12 protein-coding genes are annotated in these 17,598 nt (G+C 33.0%); 6 read left to right on the top strand and 6 right to left on the bottom strand.

The genetic code is table 11. The features are described 5' to 3' along the window. Positions 1 to 320: 320 nt before the first annotated feature. The 4 genes from AAYQ05_RS18870 to htpG all read right to left on the bottom strand — a co-directional run bounded on the left by AAYQ05_RS18870 (position 321) and on the right by htpG (position 5,508). Positions 321 to 1,073, bottom strand: coding sequence for a DUF4369 domain-containing protein (locus tag AAYQ05_RS18870; protein ID WP_343544896.1), 753 nt, complete (start codon positions 1,071 to 1,073; stop codon positions 321 to 323). 133 nt (positions 1,074 to 1,206) lie between these two features. After that, on the bottom strand, positions 1,207 to 2,040 hold the full coding sequence (locus AAYQ05_RS18875) for a hypothetical protein (RefSeq protein ID WP_343544897.1): 834 nt from the start codon (positions 2,038 to 2,040) through the stop codon (positions 1,207 to 1,209). A gap of 145 nt (positions 2,041 to 2,185) precedes the next feature. Next, positions 2,186 to 3,451 carry a patatin-like phospholipase family protein gene (locus AAYQ05_RS18880; protein ID WP_343544898.1) on the bottom strand — a complete coding sequence of 422 codons (1,266 nt, stop codon included), beginning with the start codon at positions 3,449 to 3,451 and terminating at the stop codon, positions 2,186 to 2,188. A 176-nt stretch (positions 3,452 to 3,627) separates the two neighbouring features. After that, positions 3,628 to 5,508: a molecular chaperone HtpG gene (gene htpG, locus AAYQ05_RS18885; RefSeq protein WP_343544899.1), complete on the bottom strand. Its 1,881-nt coding sequence runs from the start codon at positions 5,506 to 5,508 to the stop codon at positions 3,628 to 3,630. 203 nt (positions 5,509 to 5,711) lie between these two features. Between htpG and AAYQ05_RS18890 the strand changes: the two genes are divergently transcribed. The 3 genes from AAYQ05_RS18890 to AAYQ05_RS18900 all read left to right on the top strand — a co-directional run bounded on the left by AAYQ05_RS18890 (position 5,712) and on the right by AAYQ05_RS18900 (position 7,990). Next, positions 5,712 to 6,218 (top strand): lipocalin family protein, encoded by a 507-nt coding sequence (locus tag AAYQ05_RS18890; protein ID WP_202005805.1) that lies wholly within the window; start codon positions 5,712 to 5,714, stop codon positions 6,216 to 6,218. Positions 6,219 to 6,237: 19 nt separating this feature from the next. After that, complete coding sequence (locus AAYQ05_RS18895; RefSeq protein WP_111424469.1) at positions 6,238 to 6,933, top strand: YiaD family glycine zipper/OmpA-like lipoprotein; 696 nt, start codon at positions 6,238 to 6,240, stop codon at positions 6,931 to 6,933. Between the two features lie 106 nt (positions 6,934 to 7,039). Beyond that, entirely contained in the window at positions 7,040 to 7,990 is a 951-nt protein-coding gene (locus tag AAYQ05_RS18900) for an ABC transporter ATP-binding protein (protein ID WP_343544900.1), read from the top strand. 108 nt (positions 7,991 to 8,098) lie between these two features. Here AAYQ05_RS18900 and AAYQ05_RS18905 read toward each other — a convergent pair whose 3' ends face one another. Continuing rightward, entirely contained in the window at positions 8,099 to 10,510 is a 2,412-nt protein-coding gene (locus AAYQ05_RS18905; protein ID WP_343544901.1) for an alpha/beta hydrolase family protein, read from the bottom strand. Between the two features lie 261 nt (positions 10,511 to 10,771). On the opposite strand from AAYQ05_RS18905, the gene AAYQ05_RS18910 reads away from it, so the two are divergent. Together AAYQ05_RS18910 and AAYQ05_RS18915 are read left to right on the top strand one after the other, a co-directional pair. Continuing rightward, positions 10,772 to 11,779 carry a 3-oxoacyl-ACP synthase III family protein gene (locus AAYQ05_RS18910; protein WP_008464493.1) on the top strand — a complete coding sequence of 336 codons (1,008 nt, stop codon included), beginning with the start codon at positions 10,772 to 10,774 and terminating at the stop codon, positions 11,777 to 11,779. Between the two features lie 137 nt (positions 11,780 to 11,916). Beyond that, positions 11,917 to 12,588: a copper homeostasis protein CutC gene (locus AAYQ05_RS18915; RefSeq protein WP_343544902.1), complete on the top strand. Its 672-nt coding sequence runs from the start codon at positions 11,917 to 11,919 to the stop codon at positions 12,586 to 12,588. 94 nt (positions 12,589 to 12,682) lie between these two features. Here the strand turns inward: AAYQ05_RS18915 and AAYQ05_RS18920 are convergent, their stop codons facing one another. Continuing rightward, the gene (locus tag AAYQ05_RS18920; protein ID WP_343544903.1) at positions 12,683 to 15,103 is read right to left on the bottom strand and encodes a TonB-dependent receptor; all 2,421 of its coding nucleotides are present in this window, start codon (positions 15,101 to 15,103) and stop codon (positions 12,683 to 12,685) included. A gap of 330 nt (positions 15,104 to 15,433) precedes the next feature. On the opposite strand from AAYQ05_RS18920, the gene argS reads away from it, so the two are divergent. Next, entirely contained in the window at positions 15,434 to 17,212 is a 1,779-nt protein-coding gene (argS, locus tag AAYQ05_RS18925; protein WP_343544904.1) for an arginine--tRNA ligase, read from the top strand. Positions 17,213 to 17,598 lie beyond the last annotated feature (386 nt).

The following is a 17,598-nucleotide window of genomic DNA, read 5'->3' on the forward strand; positions in this document are numbered from 1 at the left end:
GATGTAGCTCAGCTGGCTAGAGCAGCTGATTTGTAATCAGCAGGTCGTGGGTTCGAGTCCCTCTATCGGCTCAAAAACCATCACAGAAATGTGGTGGTTTTTTTTATGCCCGAAAATGAAAATCCAAGAATGAAAATCTAAAACCATAGCATTGTTTTGACCACGGGAAACGCATTGAAGGGATAAATCGTGTTGTGATAATTTATTTGCGTTTTAAAGGTTGAAAACTACTAATGGTATATTTTGTATGTCTTGCGGAAATTTAATTGATTTAAGCATAAAAAAAACGCCCTGAATTATCAGGGCGTTTTTTTTATGTTTTATTCAGCTGGAGTGGGAGCTGTTGCAGCTGCCGGAGCTTTTTGTTCTTTTTTGATTTCAGCTACATACTTGGTAAGCTTTTTTCCATAAAGTGATTGAGCTACTTTTGGAGTCATCGATTTTTGAATCGTATCTAAGAATTTGATATTGATGTCGTAAATCTCTGCTAAAGCAATGTAAGGCGCTACTTCGTGATCTTTATTGTTAATGGCGAAGTTTGTAGCGTACAAATATTTTCTTTTAATGTTTGAATCTTGTTTTGCCTCAAGGCTATCAAGAGCTTTTTGATCTTGTCTTTTTAAAGCTTTAAACTTTGCTTCAACCATAGATAGGTTCTCATCTCTAAAACGAGTATTTATTTTTTGATATTCTTCGTATAACTCCTGGTTTTTAGATCCAGTAATTTTTGCGCTAGCGATGAAGTTGTCTAAATTGGTTTCAATATTAATATTTCCTGGTTCAGCAAAGAATAAAATATTATTGTCTAATGAATTTGTTACTCCTCTGTCTAAATATAGATATAACATTTCAGGAGATTCTAATTTAATATCTCTTTCAAAAGCAGAGTTTCCATCGATTTTGATGCTATCGATAGCAACAAGGGAAGTGTCAACAATTCTTTGGATATATAAAGTTCCGGTTTTTAAGCCTTTAATGTTTCCTGTGATGTGTAAATTATCAGCAGCTGTTTCTTTTTTGCTGCAAGATGCTAATACTGCAAGAGTAACAAAAGCAATTAATGTTTTTTTCATTGGTTTTTGAGATTTTGGTGCAAAATAAAGAAAATAGTTTAAATGTAAAGAGGCAGATGTTTTATTTTTTATAAAAAAAATAAATCCCAATCTATTTCTAAATTGGGATTTTAAAGTCGTGCAATAAAAGGTCTTACATCGATAAATTAAATGAAGAGCCGTTTTCGTGTGTATAAGTGTAAAGTGCGTCACAGTCATTGTTGCCATAATCTACCACGCCGTTTAAAATGCCTCCTTGTACTTTTAATTGTCCTTTAGAAATAAATAGGCAAGAATATTTTTTGATCAATGGTTCTTTTACAGTCAAAGTAAGTGTTTCGCCATTCGAAGCTGTTACTGTATGCGTGCCTTCTGTAACTTCATATACATTGTCAGATAAAACAAAAGGAGTATCTACACCAGCAGTTTGTTTGGTAGTGTAAATTCCTGAATTGGTATAAACTCCTCCTTCCAGGTCAGTTAATTTACCATTAGTAACTTTTCTAGTCCATTGCGGTACAGTGGCAACTGTTGTAGTATTGGTGTACTCGATAGTGCCTTCCAGTTTTATACCTTTTATAGAATAGTCAATTCTCTCGATTGTCATTTTACTTCCTGTTTCAGTGATTGGTCCAAAAAGTGTGACTTTTAGTTTTCCTTTTCGTGTAAGGTTGTTTCCGTCTGTACATCCCGCAGTTCCAAAATCTGCTAAAAAGACTTTAGGATAATTTCCTCCGTTCGGCGTAGTAATGGTAATCGTTGCGCAAACTCCAGGAGCTGTCTCTGCGGTTTTTCCAGTTGTTGAGGTAGTTGTTGAGATTAAAAGACCAGTGTTAAGATCCATTTCGTTTGAAGTGTCAACAGCAATTGAGGCTCCAATGCTTGTTAGGTTTGTTGAGACTGTGTCTTCGTGATTGTCGCTTGAGCAAGAAACGTATAAAAGTGCTGTAGCGCAAATAGCTGATAGTAAAATAGCTGTTTTTTTCATAATGGGGTGTTTTGGATTAGATTAATAAGGCAATCAAAAGTAATAAAAAAACGAATTACAATTAAAAAATCCTGTAATGGTTAGTTACAGGATTTTATAACGGTTTTTTGAAAAAAAAATTATGGTTGGTGTTGTTAGGAGTAGTTTAAACAGATTTGTAATAATTGCTTTTGGCCTTTCTGATTTTTTTGTATTCTTCCCAATTAAATCGGTTTAAGAAATCGGCAGCATTTTGAGCGCCACGAATAAACAGATCAATTTTTGCATCATCGGTAAGATTAAAGTTTAGCCAATTATGGCTTCCGGTATCAATATATCCGATGAGGTTTTTAAAATCTGGATTCTTTTGAAGGAATTCAGAATCGTAGCCGTAGCGTGAAGTGTCAAATATTGAGCCTATTAAGTTGGAGAATTTTTCATTTTTATTGATTTCGTTTTTGTCGTAACCCAATTTGATTCCGAAAGTTGGAGAAGCTGGAACATTCATGTTTTCATGAAAAATATCTATCGGGAAATTTGAAATAATACCGCCATCCATAAACATAACTTCCGAAGGCACTGATGTTCGTAGACAGGTTGCATCATTCCATTTGTTCCAAGCATCTATTCCGCTTGGAATATTTTTAATTTTAAAAGGAGTAAAAAATAAAGGAATCGACATAGAAGCGCGAACAAAATCGGCTGGATTTTGAACATCAGGGTTGGAGTAAAACAAATCGATCATTTTTGGAAAGATGATTTTGCTTTCGGTAGTAATATCGGCAGTAATTATGGCCATTTGGCTCCAATGATCTACCCGAGTATATTCTTCTTTGTCTCCATTATTTAATCTGTTTATTCGATATAATTGATTTTTGTCTGAAACGCCTTTTTCTCTCAAAGCTTTCAAATCGGCATAATTTTTTATTCCTTTTTGCGAAAGGAGATTGGTCATCCATTGATGAAAATTATTTCCAGGATTCAGTCCTAAATCATCTTTAAAATTGTCCACCACCTGACAGCCTTTCATTATTAATTTTAGATTTCCAGCATCACTTAAAAGTGCATCAATAAATTCGCGTGCATCATGATCGCCATCAACAAAATCGTATAAATTTTTATTACATAAACAATCTAGAATCCATTCCGATTTTTCAATATCACAAGTTCCCGCAGCAGCCATCAGCATGGTGTTGATGCTTCCTGCAGAAGTTCCTGCGAGACTTAAAAAACGGATTCCCATTTTTTCTAATACGTATACATATCCAACAAGTGCAATTCCGAGCACGCCGCCACCTTCTTGTACAAGATCTACATATTGGCAATTGTTGTTGTCGACAATGTCAGAGAATTTTTTGCCTTTAATCTGTTCTTTTAAATCCTTTATAATTGCTAGAATTTCTCCATTTTCTGTAAATTTTCTTTTATCCATGATTTCTAGAATTTTAGATTTGTTGTTTTGGTTTTAATTTATTGACTTTCAAAATTATGCAATCATGTTTTGCAAGAAAAGGGGAGAATAGCCCTTTTATTAAGGGTGATTTTAGTGCAAAAAAAATCCTGCAAAACTTAATTTGCAGGATTTTGGAAATATTTATTTTCGAATGATTATTTAATCATCTCGAAACTTCTTTTTACGAAAGCGGTAAGCGCTTCACCTTTTAAAAGGTTTTGAGACAATTTAGCTAAATCTAATGCTTGTTTAACCAAATGCTCTTGGTGCGTTTTGTCTTCTGTATTTAAGATGCTTGAGGCCAAATCAGAATTGGTGTTTACAACCAGATTGTACATTTCTGGCATATTGCCCATTCCGAACATTCCGCCGCCTGTCTGACTCATTTCTTTCATTCTTCGCATAAATTCTGGTTGCGTTATAATGAAAGGAGCAGCCTGAGAATCCATAGCTTCTAGCTGAACGCTGTATGCTTTTGGAATATATGCTTCTAATGAAGTTTTTAAAGCAGCTTTTTCGTCATCAGATAATTTTGAAATCGTATTTTCTTCTTTTTTGACTAAGTTGTCAATATGGTCAGAATCTACACGAACAAAAGTTACATCTTTATTGTCGTTTTCAATTTTTTGAATCAAATGCGAAATAATCGGAGAATCTAAAAGCAATACTTCGTATCCTTTGTCTTTCGCTGCTTCAATATAAGAGTGCTGTGCATCTTTGTTTCCAGCATAAAGAACTACAAGTTTACCATCTTTATCAGTTTGGTTTTCTTTTAGTTTTTCTTTTAATTCTTCTAAAGTAAAATATTTATCGTCTACAGTTGGATACAAAACAAATGCGCCCGCTTTTTCGTAGAACTTATCTTCAGAAAGCATTCCGTATTCTAAAACGATTTTAATATCATTCCATTTTGCTTCAAAATCAGCACGGTTTTCATTGAATAAAGCTTTCAGTTTATCGGCTACTTTACGAGTAATGTAGTTCGAAATTTTCTTAACCGCACCGTCAGCCTGTAGACCAGAACGAGAAACGTTTAATGGAATATCTGGAGAATCGATCACACCTTTTAACATCGTCAAGAATTCAGGTACAATTCCTTCTACGTTATCTGTAACGTAAACTTGGTTTTGGTACAGCTGAATTTTGTCTTTCTGGATCTGCATGTCACTTCCTAATTTCGGGAAGTACAAAATACCAGTTAAGTTAAACGGATAATCTACATTTAAATGGATGTTAAACAACGGATCTTCAAACTGCATTGGATACAATTCTCTGTAGAAGTTTTTGTAATCTTCATCAGTTAATTCAGAAGGCTGTTTTGTCCAAGCTGGATTTGGGTTATTGATGATGTTATCAATTTCAACAGTTTCATTCACATAATCCTCTGGAGCATCTTCTGGTTTTGGAAGCGTTTCAGTTCTTGTTCCGAATTTAATCGGAATAGGCATGAATTTATTGTATTTGTTTAATAAGCCACTGATTTTAGAATCGTCTAAGAATTCCAAAGAATCTTCTGCAATATGAAGAATGATTTCTGTTCCGCGTGAAGTTTTGTCAGCTGGTTCTAGAGTGAATTCAGGACTTCCGTCACATGTCCAGTGTGCAGCTGGCTCATCTTTGTATGATTTTGTAATGATTTCAACTTTTTCAGCTACCATAAAAGCAGAATAGAAACCAAGACCAAAATGTCCGATAATACCAGAATCTTTAGCAGAATCTTTGTATTTGTCTAAGAATTCTTCAGCGCCAGAAAAAGCTACTTGATTAATATATTTTTCAACTTCATCAGCAGTCATACCTAAACCTTGATCGATAATGTGGATTTTTTTTCCTTCTTTATCCACTTTTACTTCGATAATCGGGTTTCCGTATTCAACTTTAGCTTCACCAATGCTGATAAGGTGTTTTAATTTTAAAGTAGCATCAGTACCATTAGAAACAAGCTCGCGTAAGAAAATTTCGTGGTCGCTGTATAAGAACTTTTTAATTAAGGGAAAAATGTTTTCTACTGAAACATTAATTTTACCTGTTGCCATATTTTTTAATTTTTGATTTAATTTGATGATTTTCATTTGTTCAAATAGAATACCAATTGTTTTTTGGGTGACAAAATGTCGCAAATGTTAATTTTGAAAGAAAATAAATGGATTGTAAAACAAAAAATAACTGAACGAATCGTATATTTGTGGTACAATAATTGTTAAAAAGACAAATATTAATCCTAAAAAAATTGTACAAAATGAAGAAGAGTATTTTAATGTGTATGATTGCCGCTCTGTTTTTTGCGTGTAAATCATCTTCGTCCACTGCAGCTTCATCTTCTGAGGCTACTACACTTTCAACTAAACTTGACAAGAAAACTCAGGTAGCTCTAAAAGGGAATTGGGTTCTAACTAACGTATCTTATCCAGGTTCAGATTATATCAAAGTAAATTCTTTCGATCTTGCCGATTCTAAATGTTTCATTGGAAGTACTTGGAGTTTTATTTCTAATAATAATAAAGGAAATATGGCTTTAACATCACCAAGTTGTACTGGATTTTCTTCTCCAATTGTATGGAGTATAAACAGCCAAGGTTTGTTTGTGCTTAAAATTCTTAACGCAGGTGAAAAAGCGAAAAAAGTAAGAGATGGATATTTACTAAAAGTTGATGGAGTGACTGAGAGTTCATTTCAGTTAGTAGACAATATAAATGTTGGAGGTCAGGTAAAAGATGTGGTCTACCAATTTCAAAGAGCTAATTAATATTTTAAAGGTATAAAAAATGAGAAAGATAAAGGTTTTAGGTTTAAGTAGTTTATTGGTATTAGCTAGCTTTTTTACAAGTTGCGATTCAGTAAAAAATGCAAATAACACGCAAAAAGGAGCAGGAATTGGTGCTGTAGCAGGTGGTGTTATTGGTGGTATTTTAGGAAATAATATTGGTCGAGGCGGTAACGCTGCACTAGGAGCTGTAATTGGAGCTGCTGTTGGAGGTGGAACTGGAGCTTTGATTGGTAATAAAATGGATAAACAAGCTCGTGAAATCGATCAGGCGCTTCCAGGTGCTGATGTTGAAAGAGTTGGTGAAGGTATTCACTTGACTTTGAACGAAAATGCAGTTCGTTTTGATACTAACAAATCATCTTTGACTACTCAAGCAAAAGCTAATTTAGATAAATTGATTCCTGTATTCACTGAGTACGGAGATACTAATATTGAAATTTTTGGTTATACTGATAATACAGGAAAACCAGAATATAATTTGACACTTTCAGGACAAAGAGCTGCGTCTGTTCAGGCTTATTTAGTTGCTAAAGGATTAAAAGCTAGCCGTTTCAAAACTTCAGGTTTAGGAATTGCAGATCCAATTGCAACAAATGATACTCCAGAAGGAAGAGCGCAAAATCGTCGTGTTGAATTCTCAATTACAGCAAACGACAAAATGGTAAATGACGCTAAAGCGGAAGCTGGAAAATAATTTCACAATAAAATAAAATATAAAAAAAGCTGTTTCATAATTGAGGCAGCTTTTTTTTGACTTTAGAAATTAAACATTGTAAATTTGACGTCTCATATTACAACTCATGCTCGACATACAAAATATATCTTTTTCGTACACCGAAAATCCTGTTATCAAAAACATCTCTTTTTCTATTGAAAAAGGTCAGAACATAGCCATTATTGGCGAGAGTGGCTGCGGAAAAAGTACCCTGCTCAAGCTTATATATGGACTTTACGATCTAGATGAGGGAAAGATTTTTTATGGGGATAAACCAGTTTTAGGACCAAAGTTTAATTTGATTCCAGGAATGCCTTATATGAAATATCTGGCACAGGATTTTGATTTGTCTCCTTATGAAACAGTTGCAGAAAATGTTGGTAAATTTCTATCCAATGGTTTTGCAAACATGAAAAAACTTCGTGTTCAGGAATTATTAGAGATGGTAGAAATGGATCAGTTTTCTAATGTAAAGACAAAATTCTTAAGTGGAGGACAGCAGCAGAGAGTCGCTTTGGTAAGAGTTTTGGCTTTAGAACCAGAAGTAATTTTATTAGATGAGCCATTTAGCCAGATTGATGCTTTTAGAAAAAATGCATTGCGCCGTAATTTATTTCGTTACCTAAAGCAAAAAGGAATCACTTGTATTATTGCAACTCACGATAGTACCGATGCTTTGTCTTTTGCAGATCAGGCAATCGTGATGCGAAATGGAGAAGTCTTGGTAAAAGATGATCCAGCAAAAATATATGAAGATCCGCAAATTAAATATGTTGCTTCTTTGTTTGGAGAAGTAAATGAAATCCCAACTCATTTATTATTATCGTACAAAGACGAAAATCATAAAACGCTAGTTTATCCGCATCAATTTAAAATGGTTTCAGAATCAAAACTAATGGTAAAAATTAGAAGAACTTATTTTAGAGGAAGCCACTATTTAATTGAAACTGTTTATAAAAGACAATTGATTTTCTTTGAAAGTGAAATAGATTTACCGCTTGAGCAAGAAGTTTTTCTGGCTTTAAATTATTTATAATTAGGGAATGTGTCAATTAGAAAATTAGATAATTTCTAATTGTTAAAATAATAAACCCGACAAGTTTTAAAAACCTGTCGGGTTTACTTTTGGAATCAAATTATGAATTTAGTTTTTCAAATATTTTTCTAAAAATTGATCTTGTTCCCAAAGCAAATGAAGAATGTTTTCTTTAGCTACATAACTGTGAGATTCTTTTGGTAGAATAACCATTCTTGCAGGAGCTCCTAAACCTTTTAATGCCTGAAAGTAACGTTCTGTCTGTAAAGTAAAAGTTCCAGGATTGTTATCTGCTTCTCCGTGAACCAATAAAATCGGAGTTTTCATTTTTTCTGCATTCATAAATGGAGACATTGCATTGTAAACTTCTGGAGCTTCCCAGTAATTTCGTTGTTCAGATTGGAATCCGAATGGTGTTAGAGTTCTGTTGTACGCACCACTTCTCGCAATTCCGCAAGCAAAAAGATTAGAATGTGTCAATAAATTTGCCGTCATAAATGCTCCGTAAGAGTGTCCACCAACAGCAACTTTTTTACGGTTAATATATCCTAAAGCATCAACAGCATCAATCGCCGCCGCCGCATTGTCTACTAATTGCGAAATGAAGTTGTCGTTTGGTTCTGTAGTTCCTTCACCAATAATTGGAAAAGCGGCATCATCTAAAACAATATATCCTTTAGTAACCCAATATACAAATGATCCATAATAAGGGAATGTGAATTCGTTCGAATTTTGAGTCGATTGCGAAGCGCTGTTTCTATCTTTATATTCTGCAGGATATGCCCAGATTAATAGCGGTAATTTTTCTTTTTTAGTTTTATCATAACCTGCAGGGAGATATAAAGTTCCCGAAAGTTCTAATCCGTCTTTACGTTTGTATTTAATAACTTCTTTACTAACGTTTTTAATGCTTTCAAATGGATTTTTGAAATCAGTAACTTGTGTTAGGCTGTTTTGTTTTTTTATATTCCTGAAAAAGTAATTCGGGTATTCACTCTTTGATTGAATCTGAACTAATATTTTCCCAGACTTAAAATCTTCAATTTCTAAGATATCCTCTTTTTTATCTTTGTATGGAGAAGTATAAATACGTTTTGATTTTAAAGTTTCCAGATTGAATTCGTCAACAAAAGGAAATTGTCCATCTTTGGTGTAACCTTCGCCAATTCTATACAAGTTGTTTTTTTCGACAGCTAAAACATATTTGTTGTAGGCATTTTTTCTTGTTTCGAAAACTCCAGGATCTGAATAAACATCCTGAGAATTTCTATCTGTAATCAATTTTGGCTCCTGACTTGGATTTGATGGATTTATTAAAAACGTTTTGGTATTTCTAGTATCATACCATTCTTCTGAAAGAACCGCTAAATTGTCATTCCCCCAAGTAATATCACTGAAACGCTGTGGTGTTTTTGCTAATGAAGATGCTTCTTTGTCGAAAGGCGCATCCCAAAGAAAAACTTCATCTCTAAAATTAACTTTGTTAGCAGGATCTCCTTCATCTAAAGCTACAACATAAGATAATGTTGCAGGTTTGTCGTTTCTCCAAGCCATTTCTCTTTTTCCTTTTCGAACAGCCATAAAACCTTTTGGCATAATTTCATTTAAAGGAACCTCATTTACCGTTTTAATTTCTCTTCCGCTTAAATCATAAACAACAGTTTTGAATGGAAATCTGTTCAAAGGAACTACATAAGAAAATGGTTTTTGAATTGTTGTCAGCATAATGTAATTGCCATCTGGTGAAATTCTTTCTCCTGCAAACATAGCAGCATCTTTATACAAAACAGCGTCACCATTTAGTTTTACTTTGTATAATTCAGAAGTTATGCAGTTTTCAAAATTAGCTTCGTCATTTTTGTTTTTCAACATATCAGGATAGGTTCTGTTTTGCGATTTCTCTCCTGAGGTATTCGAAATAATTGGGCCAGTAGGCAGATCCTTTTTAGAGTCCAAAAGCGGCTGTCTGTTTTTAGGAAGCATTTTTACTAATATAGTTTCACTATCCAAAAACCAGCTAAACGGATTTCCAAGATTTGCATTTACTCTAGCCTCTGTAAGTTTTGTTGCTTGTGCTGTTGCCACATCCAAAACCCAAAGCTCAACGCCAGAATTTGTAGTATGAGAGAATAAGATTTTTTTGTCGTTTGGCGACCAAAGAATGTTTGTTATTTTTGGATTTTCAGGCAGTCCTTTAACTTGAATTTCTTCCTTTCCGCTTATTTTTCTTAGTTTTAGATTGTTTAGGTAAGTTGCAGTACTTGAAATATTAGTAACAGGATTAATTCTTAAACCTGCCAAACGAACTTCGTCTTGATTGAGATCATCGAGCGTTTTATAAGTATTGCGATACATCAAGAGCATGTTTTCTTTTTTTGTATCCATAGACACAGAAGGCGCTCTTTGATAATCTGCCAAATCTAAAATGGATTTAGAAGGTTTTTGATAAGTTAGATTCTCTTGAGCAAAAGAGAAAAAACTTATATTTAAAAATAAAAACAGCGTAACCTTTAATTTCATAGTTTAAATTTTATGGGTTCGTAATAGTATTCAAAATGTTTGTCTAAAATACTTTTATGTTGTTACATCTTGGCTCTTATTTTTAATTTTTTTCAATATTTGTGTCTTAATATTGTCTTTTCAAGAAGTAAATGATCATAAGTCACTTTAGAATTAAAATATATTAAATTGCTAATAACGAAAAAAATAGTATTTTGTGTACGTATATTTTAAAGTATGCGTAAATTTGCAATCCAATTTTTTAATAAATAATAATAGATTATGTATCATTCAAAAATAGCTGGTTTAGGATATTATGTTCCTTCCAATGTAGTGACTAACGATGATTTGTCTAAGATAATGGATACCAATGATGAATGGATTCAGGAAAGAACTGGAATTCAGGAAAGAAGACACATCATTCGTGGAGAAGACACTACGACTTCAATGGGAGTAAAAGCAGCTAAAATTGCAATAGAACGTTCTGGTGTTGCCAAAGAAGATATTGATTTTGTAGTTTTTGCTACATTAAGTCCAGATTATTATTTTCCAGGACCTGGAGTTTTGGTTCAAAGAGATTTAGGTTTAAGAACAGTCGGAGCGTTAGATGTTAGAAATCAATGTTCTGGTTTTGTTTATGCATTATCTGTTGCAGATCAATACATTAAAACTGGAATGTATAAAAATATCTTGGTTATTGGTTCTGAGGTTCACTCTACAGGATTAGATATGACCACTCGCGGACGTGGAGTTTCTGTAATTTTTGGAGATGGAGCAGGAGCGGCAGTTTTAAGCCGTGAAGAAGATTTGACAAAAGGAATTTTATCTACGCATTTGCACTCTGAAGGAGAGCATGCAGAAGAATTGGCATTACAAGCACCAGGAATGGGAGCGCGCTGGGTAACTGATATTATTGCAGATAACGATCCAAACGACGAAAGTTATTACCCTTATATGAATGGACAATTTGTATTTAAAAATGCTGTTGTTCGTTTTGCAGAAGTAATCAATGAAGGATTAGAGGCGAATGGTCTTCAGGTTTCAGATATTGATATGCTGATTCCGCATCAGGCGAATTTGAGAATTTCTCAATTCATTCAGAATAAATTTAAGTTGACAGACGACCAAGTTCACAACAATATTCAGAAATACGGAAACACAACGGCAGCGTCTATTCCGATTGCTTTGACTGAGGCTTGGGAACAAGGAAAAATCAAATCTGGAGACACTGTAGTTTTAGCAGCTTTCGGAAGTGGATTTACTTGGGCAAGCGCTATTATTAAATGGTAAATTAATTCATCTTACATTATATTTAAAACCTGCTTCTTATTGGGAGCAGGTTTTTTTTATACTTTAGTATTGAAAAATAAATTGCACAATTTTTGTTGTTCTTTGCAATAACAAAACAGAAGAAATTATTCTATTAAATGAAAAAAAATCAACTAGAAATAGCTTGTTTTAATTATGAATCGGCATTGATTGCTCAAGCAAGCGGTGCGGATAGAATTGAGCTATGTGAAAATATGAAACTGGGAGGAACTACTCCAAATTCTATTTTGGTAGTAAAAGTTCGTGAAAGCGTAAATATAAAAATGCATGTTATTATAAGACCTCGTGGAGGTGATTTTGTTTATTCGGATGAAGAGCTTACCGAAATGAAACAAGATATTAAGCAATATAAAAAATTAGGGGTTGACGGTTTTGTTTTCGGAATTTTAAAAGAAAACGGAAAAGTTAATAAAAAGCAGAATAAAGAATTGGTGCATCTTGCGCATCCTTTATCGTGTACTTTTCACCGTGCGTTTGATGTCGTTAAAAATCCTGAAAAAGCACTTGAAGATGTAATTGACTGTGGCTTCAAAACCATTTTGACTTCAGGTCAAGGTGTAAATGTAGAAGAAGGAATTTTGGCTTTAGAAAGACTTCAGGAATTGGCAGGAGATCGAATAGAAATTATGCCAGGTGGCGGTTTAAGGTCTTCAAATATAAAATTATTGCAAGAGAAATTAGATCTTACTTTTTATCATTCGTCTGCAATTACAGATAACTCAGAAACGGCAAATCCAGAAGAAATAAGGGAATTGCGTAACTTTTTATAGAACTAAAAATAAAAAAGTCTGGAGGTGGCAATCTCCAGACTTTTTCTACAAGAAATTATTTAAAATAGTATTAAAAAAATCTTCTTAGGTGAGATTAGAACATTCCGCCCCCGCCTTTATTAGTATTATCATCTCTTTGTTTACGCTGTAAATTTTTGATTTTTCCGCCTCCAAAGTTGTAAGTTAAACCAAAATAAACTGTTTGGCTTTCCCATTTAAACTGACCTGCTTGAGGATAAGGGTTTAATGTGTCGAAAGCATATTTCATAGTATTGAAGACGTCGTTGAAACGAACACTTAAATTCATTTTATTGTCTAGCAATGTATAACGTGTACCAATGTCCATTTTGTACATTTCGTGGCTATTGTTCTGAAGCCCGTCAGTAGCGCCTCTATAGAATCCGAAAGCTAAGAAGCTTAAACGTTTGTTTACTTTAAAATTAGAGTTCATACGTCCATTAAATGCAGCAACAGTAACGGTTTTATTTGTTGGTCCAATTTTATTTTCTTCTGGGATAAAGGCATATATAACTCCTGATTGATCAATGCTAGAAAAATCAATCGACGGCTGAATGTCCCACCATTTTGTAATTTTATAATTGAATGACATTTCAAATCCGTAGGCAGTATTATGATCAAAATTTGTATAACTCATAATTTGCTTTTGCTCACTTGGATCGTTAGGATCTGGATATAAAATCCTGCTGATTTGATCATTAATGCTTCTCACAAAAACACCCGCTGTAAAACTTCCTTTTTCAAGCGTTTTAGTATAATTTACTTCGATAGAGTTAGTAAATTGAGGTCTTAATTCTGGGTTTCCTATTGAAGTTACTAGTGGAGTAGCAAATTCACGAATAGGTTTTGTCTGCTCTAAACTTGGGCGATCTACACGACGGCTGTAGCTTAATTGCAAAGTATTTTTCTCAGTCAAATTATAGGTCAAATATGCCGATGGATATAAAGTGATGTAATCATCATCAAATTTCTCTTTTCCATAATTTAAATTTGCCTGTACTTTATAGCTTTCAAAACGTGCACCTACTTGATAGCTTAGCTTTTTAAATTTCTGCCCAAATGTTACATAAGCAGAATAAATATCTGTGTCATAAGTATAGTGAGACGTTTGATCTGCTACAGGAAGTAAAGGATTTCCGGTAATATAATCGTTTTCTGTTCTTGTGATTCTTGCTTCAGCTCCAGCTTCAAGCGTTGTTTTTTCGTTTAATGGATTAACGTAATCAATGTTTACAGTACTTAATTTTCTGGTTCCTTTTAAATAATCTTCATAGAAAACATTTCCAGCAGTATTGTCTGTTTTTGTCGTTTCCGTATCAAAAGAAGCATTTTGTGTTTCTTTATTATCACTATAATTTGCTTCAAAATCTAAAGTATGGCCTTCTTTTTTAAAGATGTGTTTGTAAGCTAAATTATAAGTTCCAACTCGGTCTGGTCCCCAATATTTTGACTTTTGCAAAATATTTGAAATGTCAGAACCAGTTACATTATTGTAATCAATATTAGTATCTACATAACCTTTTCCGTCAGATTTGTTTTGGTTGGTATAAATAGATAAAGTGTTGTGATCATCAATTAGATAATCCATACCAATCTTGTATAAATAAGACTCATTATCATTCAAAACATCTATATTTTGAGTAATATCTTCATCAAATCTTTGGATAAAACCTTTATTATGATATGTTCCAAAGTTTTGCCCCACATTTCCAAAGAAATTTACTTTCCCTGTTTTATAGTTCAAATCTAAAGACTGATTGTATTTTGCAGTTTCACCAAAAGTAATACCACCACTGTAGCTTCCATTAAAACCTGTGTTAGCATTTTTATGCAAAATAATATTAATGATTCCAGACATTCCTTCCGGGTTATATTTGGCACTTGGATTAGTAATTAACTCAATTTTTTTAATTGAAGTTGATGGAATCTGTTTCAATAACTGAGCAGGGTCAATGTTTGTAGGGCGTCCGTCAATTAATACACGAACATTATCATTTCCGCGAAGCGAAAGTTTTCCGTCTTGATCCACATTTACAGAAGGAATATTATTCATAATATCAGATGCCGAAGCTCCTGCAGTTGTTAAGTCCTTTCCAACTGTAACTACTTTTCTGTCAATTTTTTGTTCGATAGTAGAGCGTTCGCTAACAATGTTAACACCTTTAAGCTGAGTTGCTTCTTCTTCTAAAGAAACATTTACAGTTGCATTTTTTTTGTTTTCGCTCAAAAGGACAGAACCGATATATTTTCTAAATCCAATGTATTGAATTTCGATCGTGTAACTTTTTAAAGCAATATTTTTAAATGAAAAGTCTCCGTTATCGTCTGAATTAACGCCTGAAACTACTTTTCCATTTTCTTTAAGCGAAACAGTGGCGTAAGAAATTGGTGCATTGTTCGATTTTTCTGTAATTTTTCCAGAAATACTTCCATTATTCTGGGCCTGTGCTGTTGCGATTATACCTAATAACGCAAACAGAAAGAGTTTTAATTTCATGATTTTTTACTGATTATTTTTGATTTGATTGATGATGATTTCGTTTTGTTAGCTTTTTCTTTTTTGTTTTTCCTGACTTCAAAAAAAAATTAAAGTCTCTATTAAGACTCTTTTACGGTTGATATGTTACAAGAAATTCTATAAAAAAGTATATTTTTTTTCTCATTGACTGTTTTGTAAGAGATTACGCTTTTGGATTTTTGATAATTTTAATAATTAATATCTATATCTTTTTGTCAAATTGAAACTCTTTTCTTGAATTTAATATGTTTTTGATTTTCTCTAATTGATGAATAAGCAGTATCTTTGCTCACTTTAAAATAAGTTTACATGTCATTATCACAAATTCTTACACCTTCTATACAAAAAGCAATACAAGCATTATTTGATGTTACTGTTGATAAAATCGAGTTTCAAACTACTAGAAAAGAGTTTGAAGGAGATATTACGATGGTAATTTTCCCTTTGCTAAAAGTGATTAAAAGTAATCCGGCTGAATTGGGAAATAAAATTGGAAATTATCTAGTAGAAAATGTTTCTGAAGTTGCTCGCTTTAATGTAGTTTCTGGTTTCTTGAATATTGTGATTTCAGATAGTTATTATCTAGATTTCTTTAATGGAATAAAAGACCAAAAACAATTCGGTTTTGTAGCTCCAAATCCTGAAGAAAAGGCTGTTATGGTAGAATATTCTTCTCCAAATACCAACAAACCTTTACACTTAGGACACGTTCGTAATAATTTATTAGGATATTCTGTTGCAGAGATTTTAAAAGCTTCTGGTAAAAAAGTGTACAAAACTCAAATTATCAACGATAGAGGAATTCATATCTGTAAATCGATGCTGGCTTGGGAGAAATTCGGAAACGGAGAAACTCCTGAAACTTCTGGTTTAAAAGGGGATAAACTAGTTGGTAAATATTATGTAGAGTTTGATAAAGCTTACAAAGCCGAAATAAATGGTTTAATAGAAACTGGTAAAACAGAAGAAGAAGCTAAAAAACAAGCACCAATTATTATCGAAGCACAAGATATGCTGAAAAAATGGGAAGCTGGTGATGAAAAAGTAATTGAGCTGTGGAAAAAAATGAACGAATGGGTTTATGAAGGTTTCGCAACAACTTACACTAATCTTGGAGTTAATTTTGATAAATATTACTACGAAAGCAATACTTATCTTTTAGGAAAAGATGTTGTTCAGGTAGGTTTAGATAAAGGAGTTTTCGAAAAAGATCCAGACGGTTCTGTTTGGATTGATTTGACAGATGAAGGTCTTGACAGAAAAATTGTTTTACGTTCTGACGGAACAGCGGTTTACATGACACAGGATATTGGAACAGCCATTCAGCGTGTAAAAGATATGCCAGATGTGGGCGGGATGGTTTATACAGTTGGTAACGAACAAGATTATCATTTTAAAGTATTGTTCTTAATTCTTAAAAAATTAGGTTTCGACTGGGCTTCAAGTTTATATCATTTATCATACGGAATGGTAGATTTGCCATCTGGAAAAATGAAAAGCCGTGAAGGAACTGTTGTAGATGCTGATGATTTGATGCAAGACATGACCGATACAGCAAAACAAATCTCAGAAGATTTAGGAAAATTAGACAGCTATTCTGCCGAAGAAAAAGCAAAACTGTACAAAACAATTGGTTTAGGTGCGTTAAAATATTACATTTTAAAAGTAGATCCTAAAAAACGTATTTTGTTTAATCCAGAAGAATCTGTTGATTTTGCTGGAAATACTGGTCCTTTTATTCAATACACATACGCGAGAATTCAATCAATAATCCGTAAAGCCGATTTTGATTTCTCAAACAAGATTGAAATTGAGGAATTGCATGAAAAAGAAAAAGAATTGGTAAAACAAATTGAACTTTTCCCAGAAGTGATTCAGAACGCTGCTCAAAATCATAGTCCAGCGTTAATTGCCAACTACACTTATGATTTAGTAAAAGAATATAACTCTTTTTACCAATCGGTGCATATTTTAGGAGAAGTTGATTTGACAAAAAAAATATTCAGAGTGCAGCTTTCTCAAAAAGTTGCCGAAGTAATTAAATCTGCATTTCACTTATTGGGAATTGAAGTTCCAGAAAGAATGTAGGAAAAAAGATTAAACAGTTAACAGTGAAAAAAGCCAATAGTTTTTAGACTATTGGCTTTTTTTATTACTTTTTTGGCTTTTACGGGACAAAAGTAGGAATATACTTCTTTATTTTTGCTTCTGTAGAAATGATTATAAAAATAGTTTGTTGCTTAAGCTATGCTCAGTATTAGTATAGTGTGTTATCTATGAGCTTTTTAAGATATTTTTCCTATTATTATTTTTAACTATTTTGAATTAGTAAGCTTTTAGAAAAAGTGATAAAGGAATAAAAACCGTATGGATTTATAATCTATGCGGTTTTTTATTTTTTGTAGGTAAAATATTTCAATTTATTATGTTAATTAGTGATTAATTCTTGTTAAAATTATTTTAATTTTTTAAGT

This window comes from Flavobacterium movens (assembly GCF_039581425.1).
GTDB classification, from domain to species: Bacteria; Bacteroidota; Bacteroidia; order Flavobacteriales; family Flavobacteriaceae; genus Flavobacterium; species Flavobacterium luteolum.

What these genes read in the sequence shown, in the direction of transcription:
- htpG (WP_343544899.1), bottom strand. Translation starts at nt 5,508, where the DNA reads ATGGCAACAGGTAAAATTAATGTTTCAGTAGAAAACATTTTTCCCTTA.
- argS (WP_343544904.1), top strand. Translation starts at nt 15,434, where the DNA reads ATGTCATTATCACAAATTCTTACACCTTCTATACAAAAAGCAATACAA.
- AAYQ05_RS18920 (WP_343544903.1), bottom strand. Translation starts at nt 15,103, where the DNA reads ATGAAATTAAAACTCTTTCTGTTTGCGTTATTAGGTATAATCGCAACA.
- AAYQ05_RS18900 (WP_343544900.1), top strand. Translation starts at nt 7,040, where the DNA reads ATGCTCGACATACAAAATATATCTTTTTCGTACACCGAAAATCCTGTT.
- AAYQ05_RS18910 (WP_008464493.1), top strand. Translation starts at nt 10,772, where the DNA reads ATGTATCATTCAAAAATAGCTGGTTTAGGATATTATGTTCCTTCCAAT.
- AAYQ05_RS18905 (WP_343544901.1), bottom strand. Translation starts at nt 10,510, where the DNA reads ATGAAATTAAAGGTTACGCTGTTTTTATTTTTAAATATAAGTTTTTTC.
- AAYQ05_RS18875 (WP_343544897.1), bottom strand. Translation starts at nt 2,040, where the DNA reads ATGAAAAAAACAGCTATTTTACTATCAGCTATTTGCGCTACAGCACTT.
- AAYQ05_RS18870 (WP_343544896.1), bottom strand. Translation starts at nt 1,073, where the DNA reads ATGAAAAAAACATTAATTGCTTTTGTTACTCTTGCAGTATTAGCATCT.
- AAYQ05_RS18915 (WP_343544902.1), top strand. Translation starts at nt 11,917, where the DNA reads ATGAAAAAAAATCAACTAGAAATAGCTTGTTTTAATTATGAATCGGCA.
- AAYQ05_RS18895 (WP_111424469.1), top strand. Translation starts at nt 6,238, where the DNA reads ATGAGAAAGATAAAGGTTTTAGGTTTAAGTAGTTTATTGGTATTAGCT.
- AAYQ05_RS18880 (WP_343544898.1), bottom strand. Translation starts at nt 3,451, where the DNA reads ATGGATAAAAGAAAATTTACAGAAAATGGAGAAATTCTAGCAATTATA.
- AAYQ05_RS18890 (WP_202005805.1), top strand. Translation starts at nt 5,712, where the DNA reads ATGAAGAAGAGTATTTTAATGTGTATGATTGCCGCTCTGTTTTTTGCG.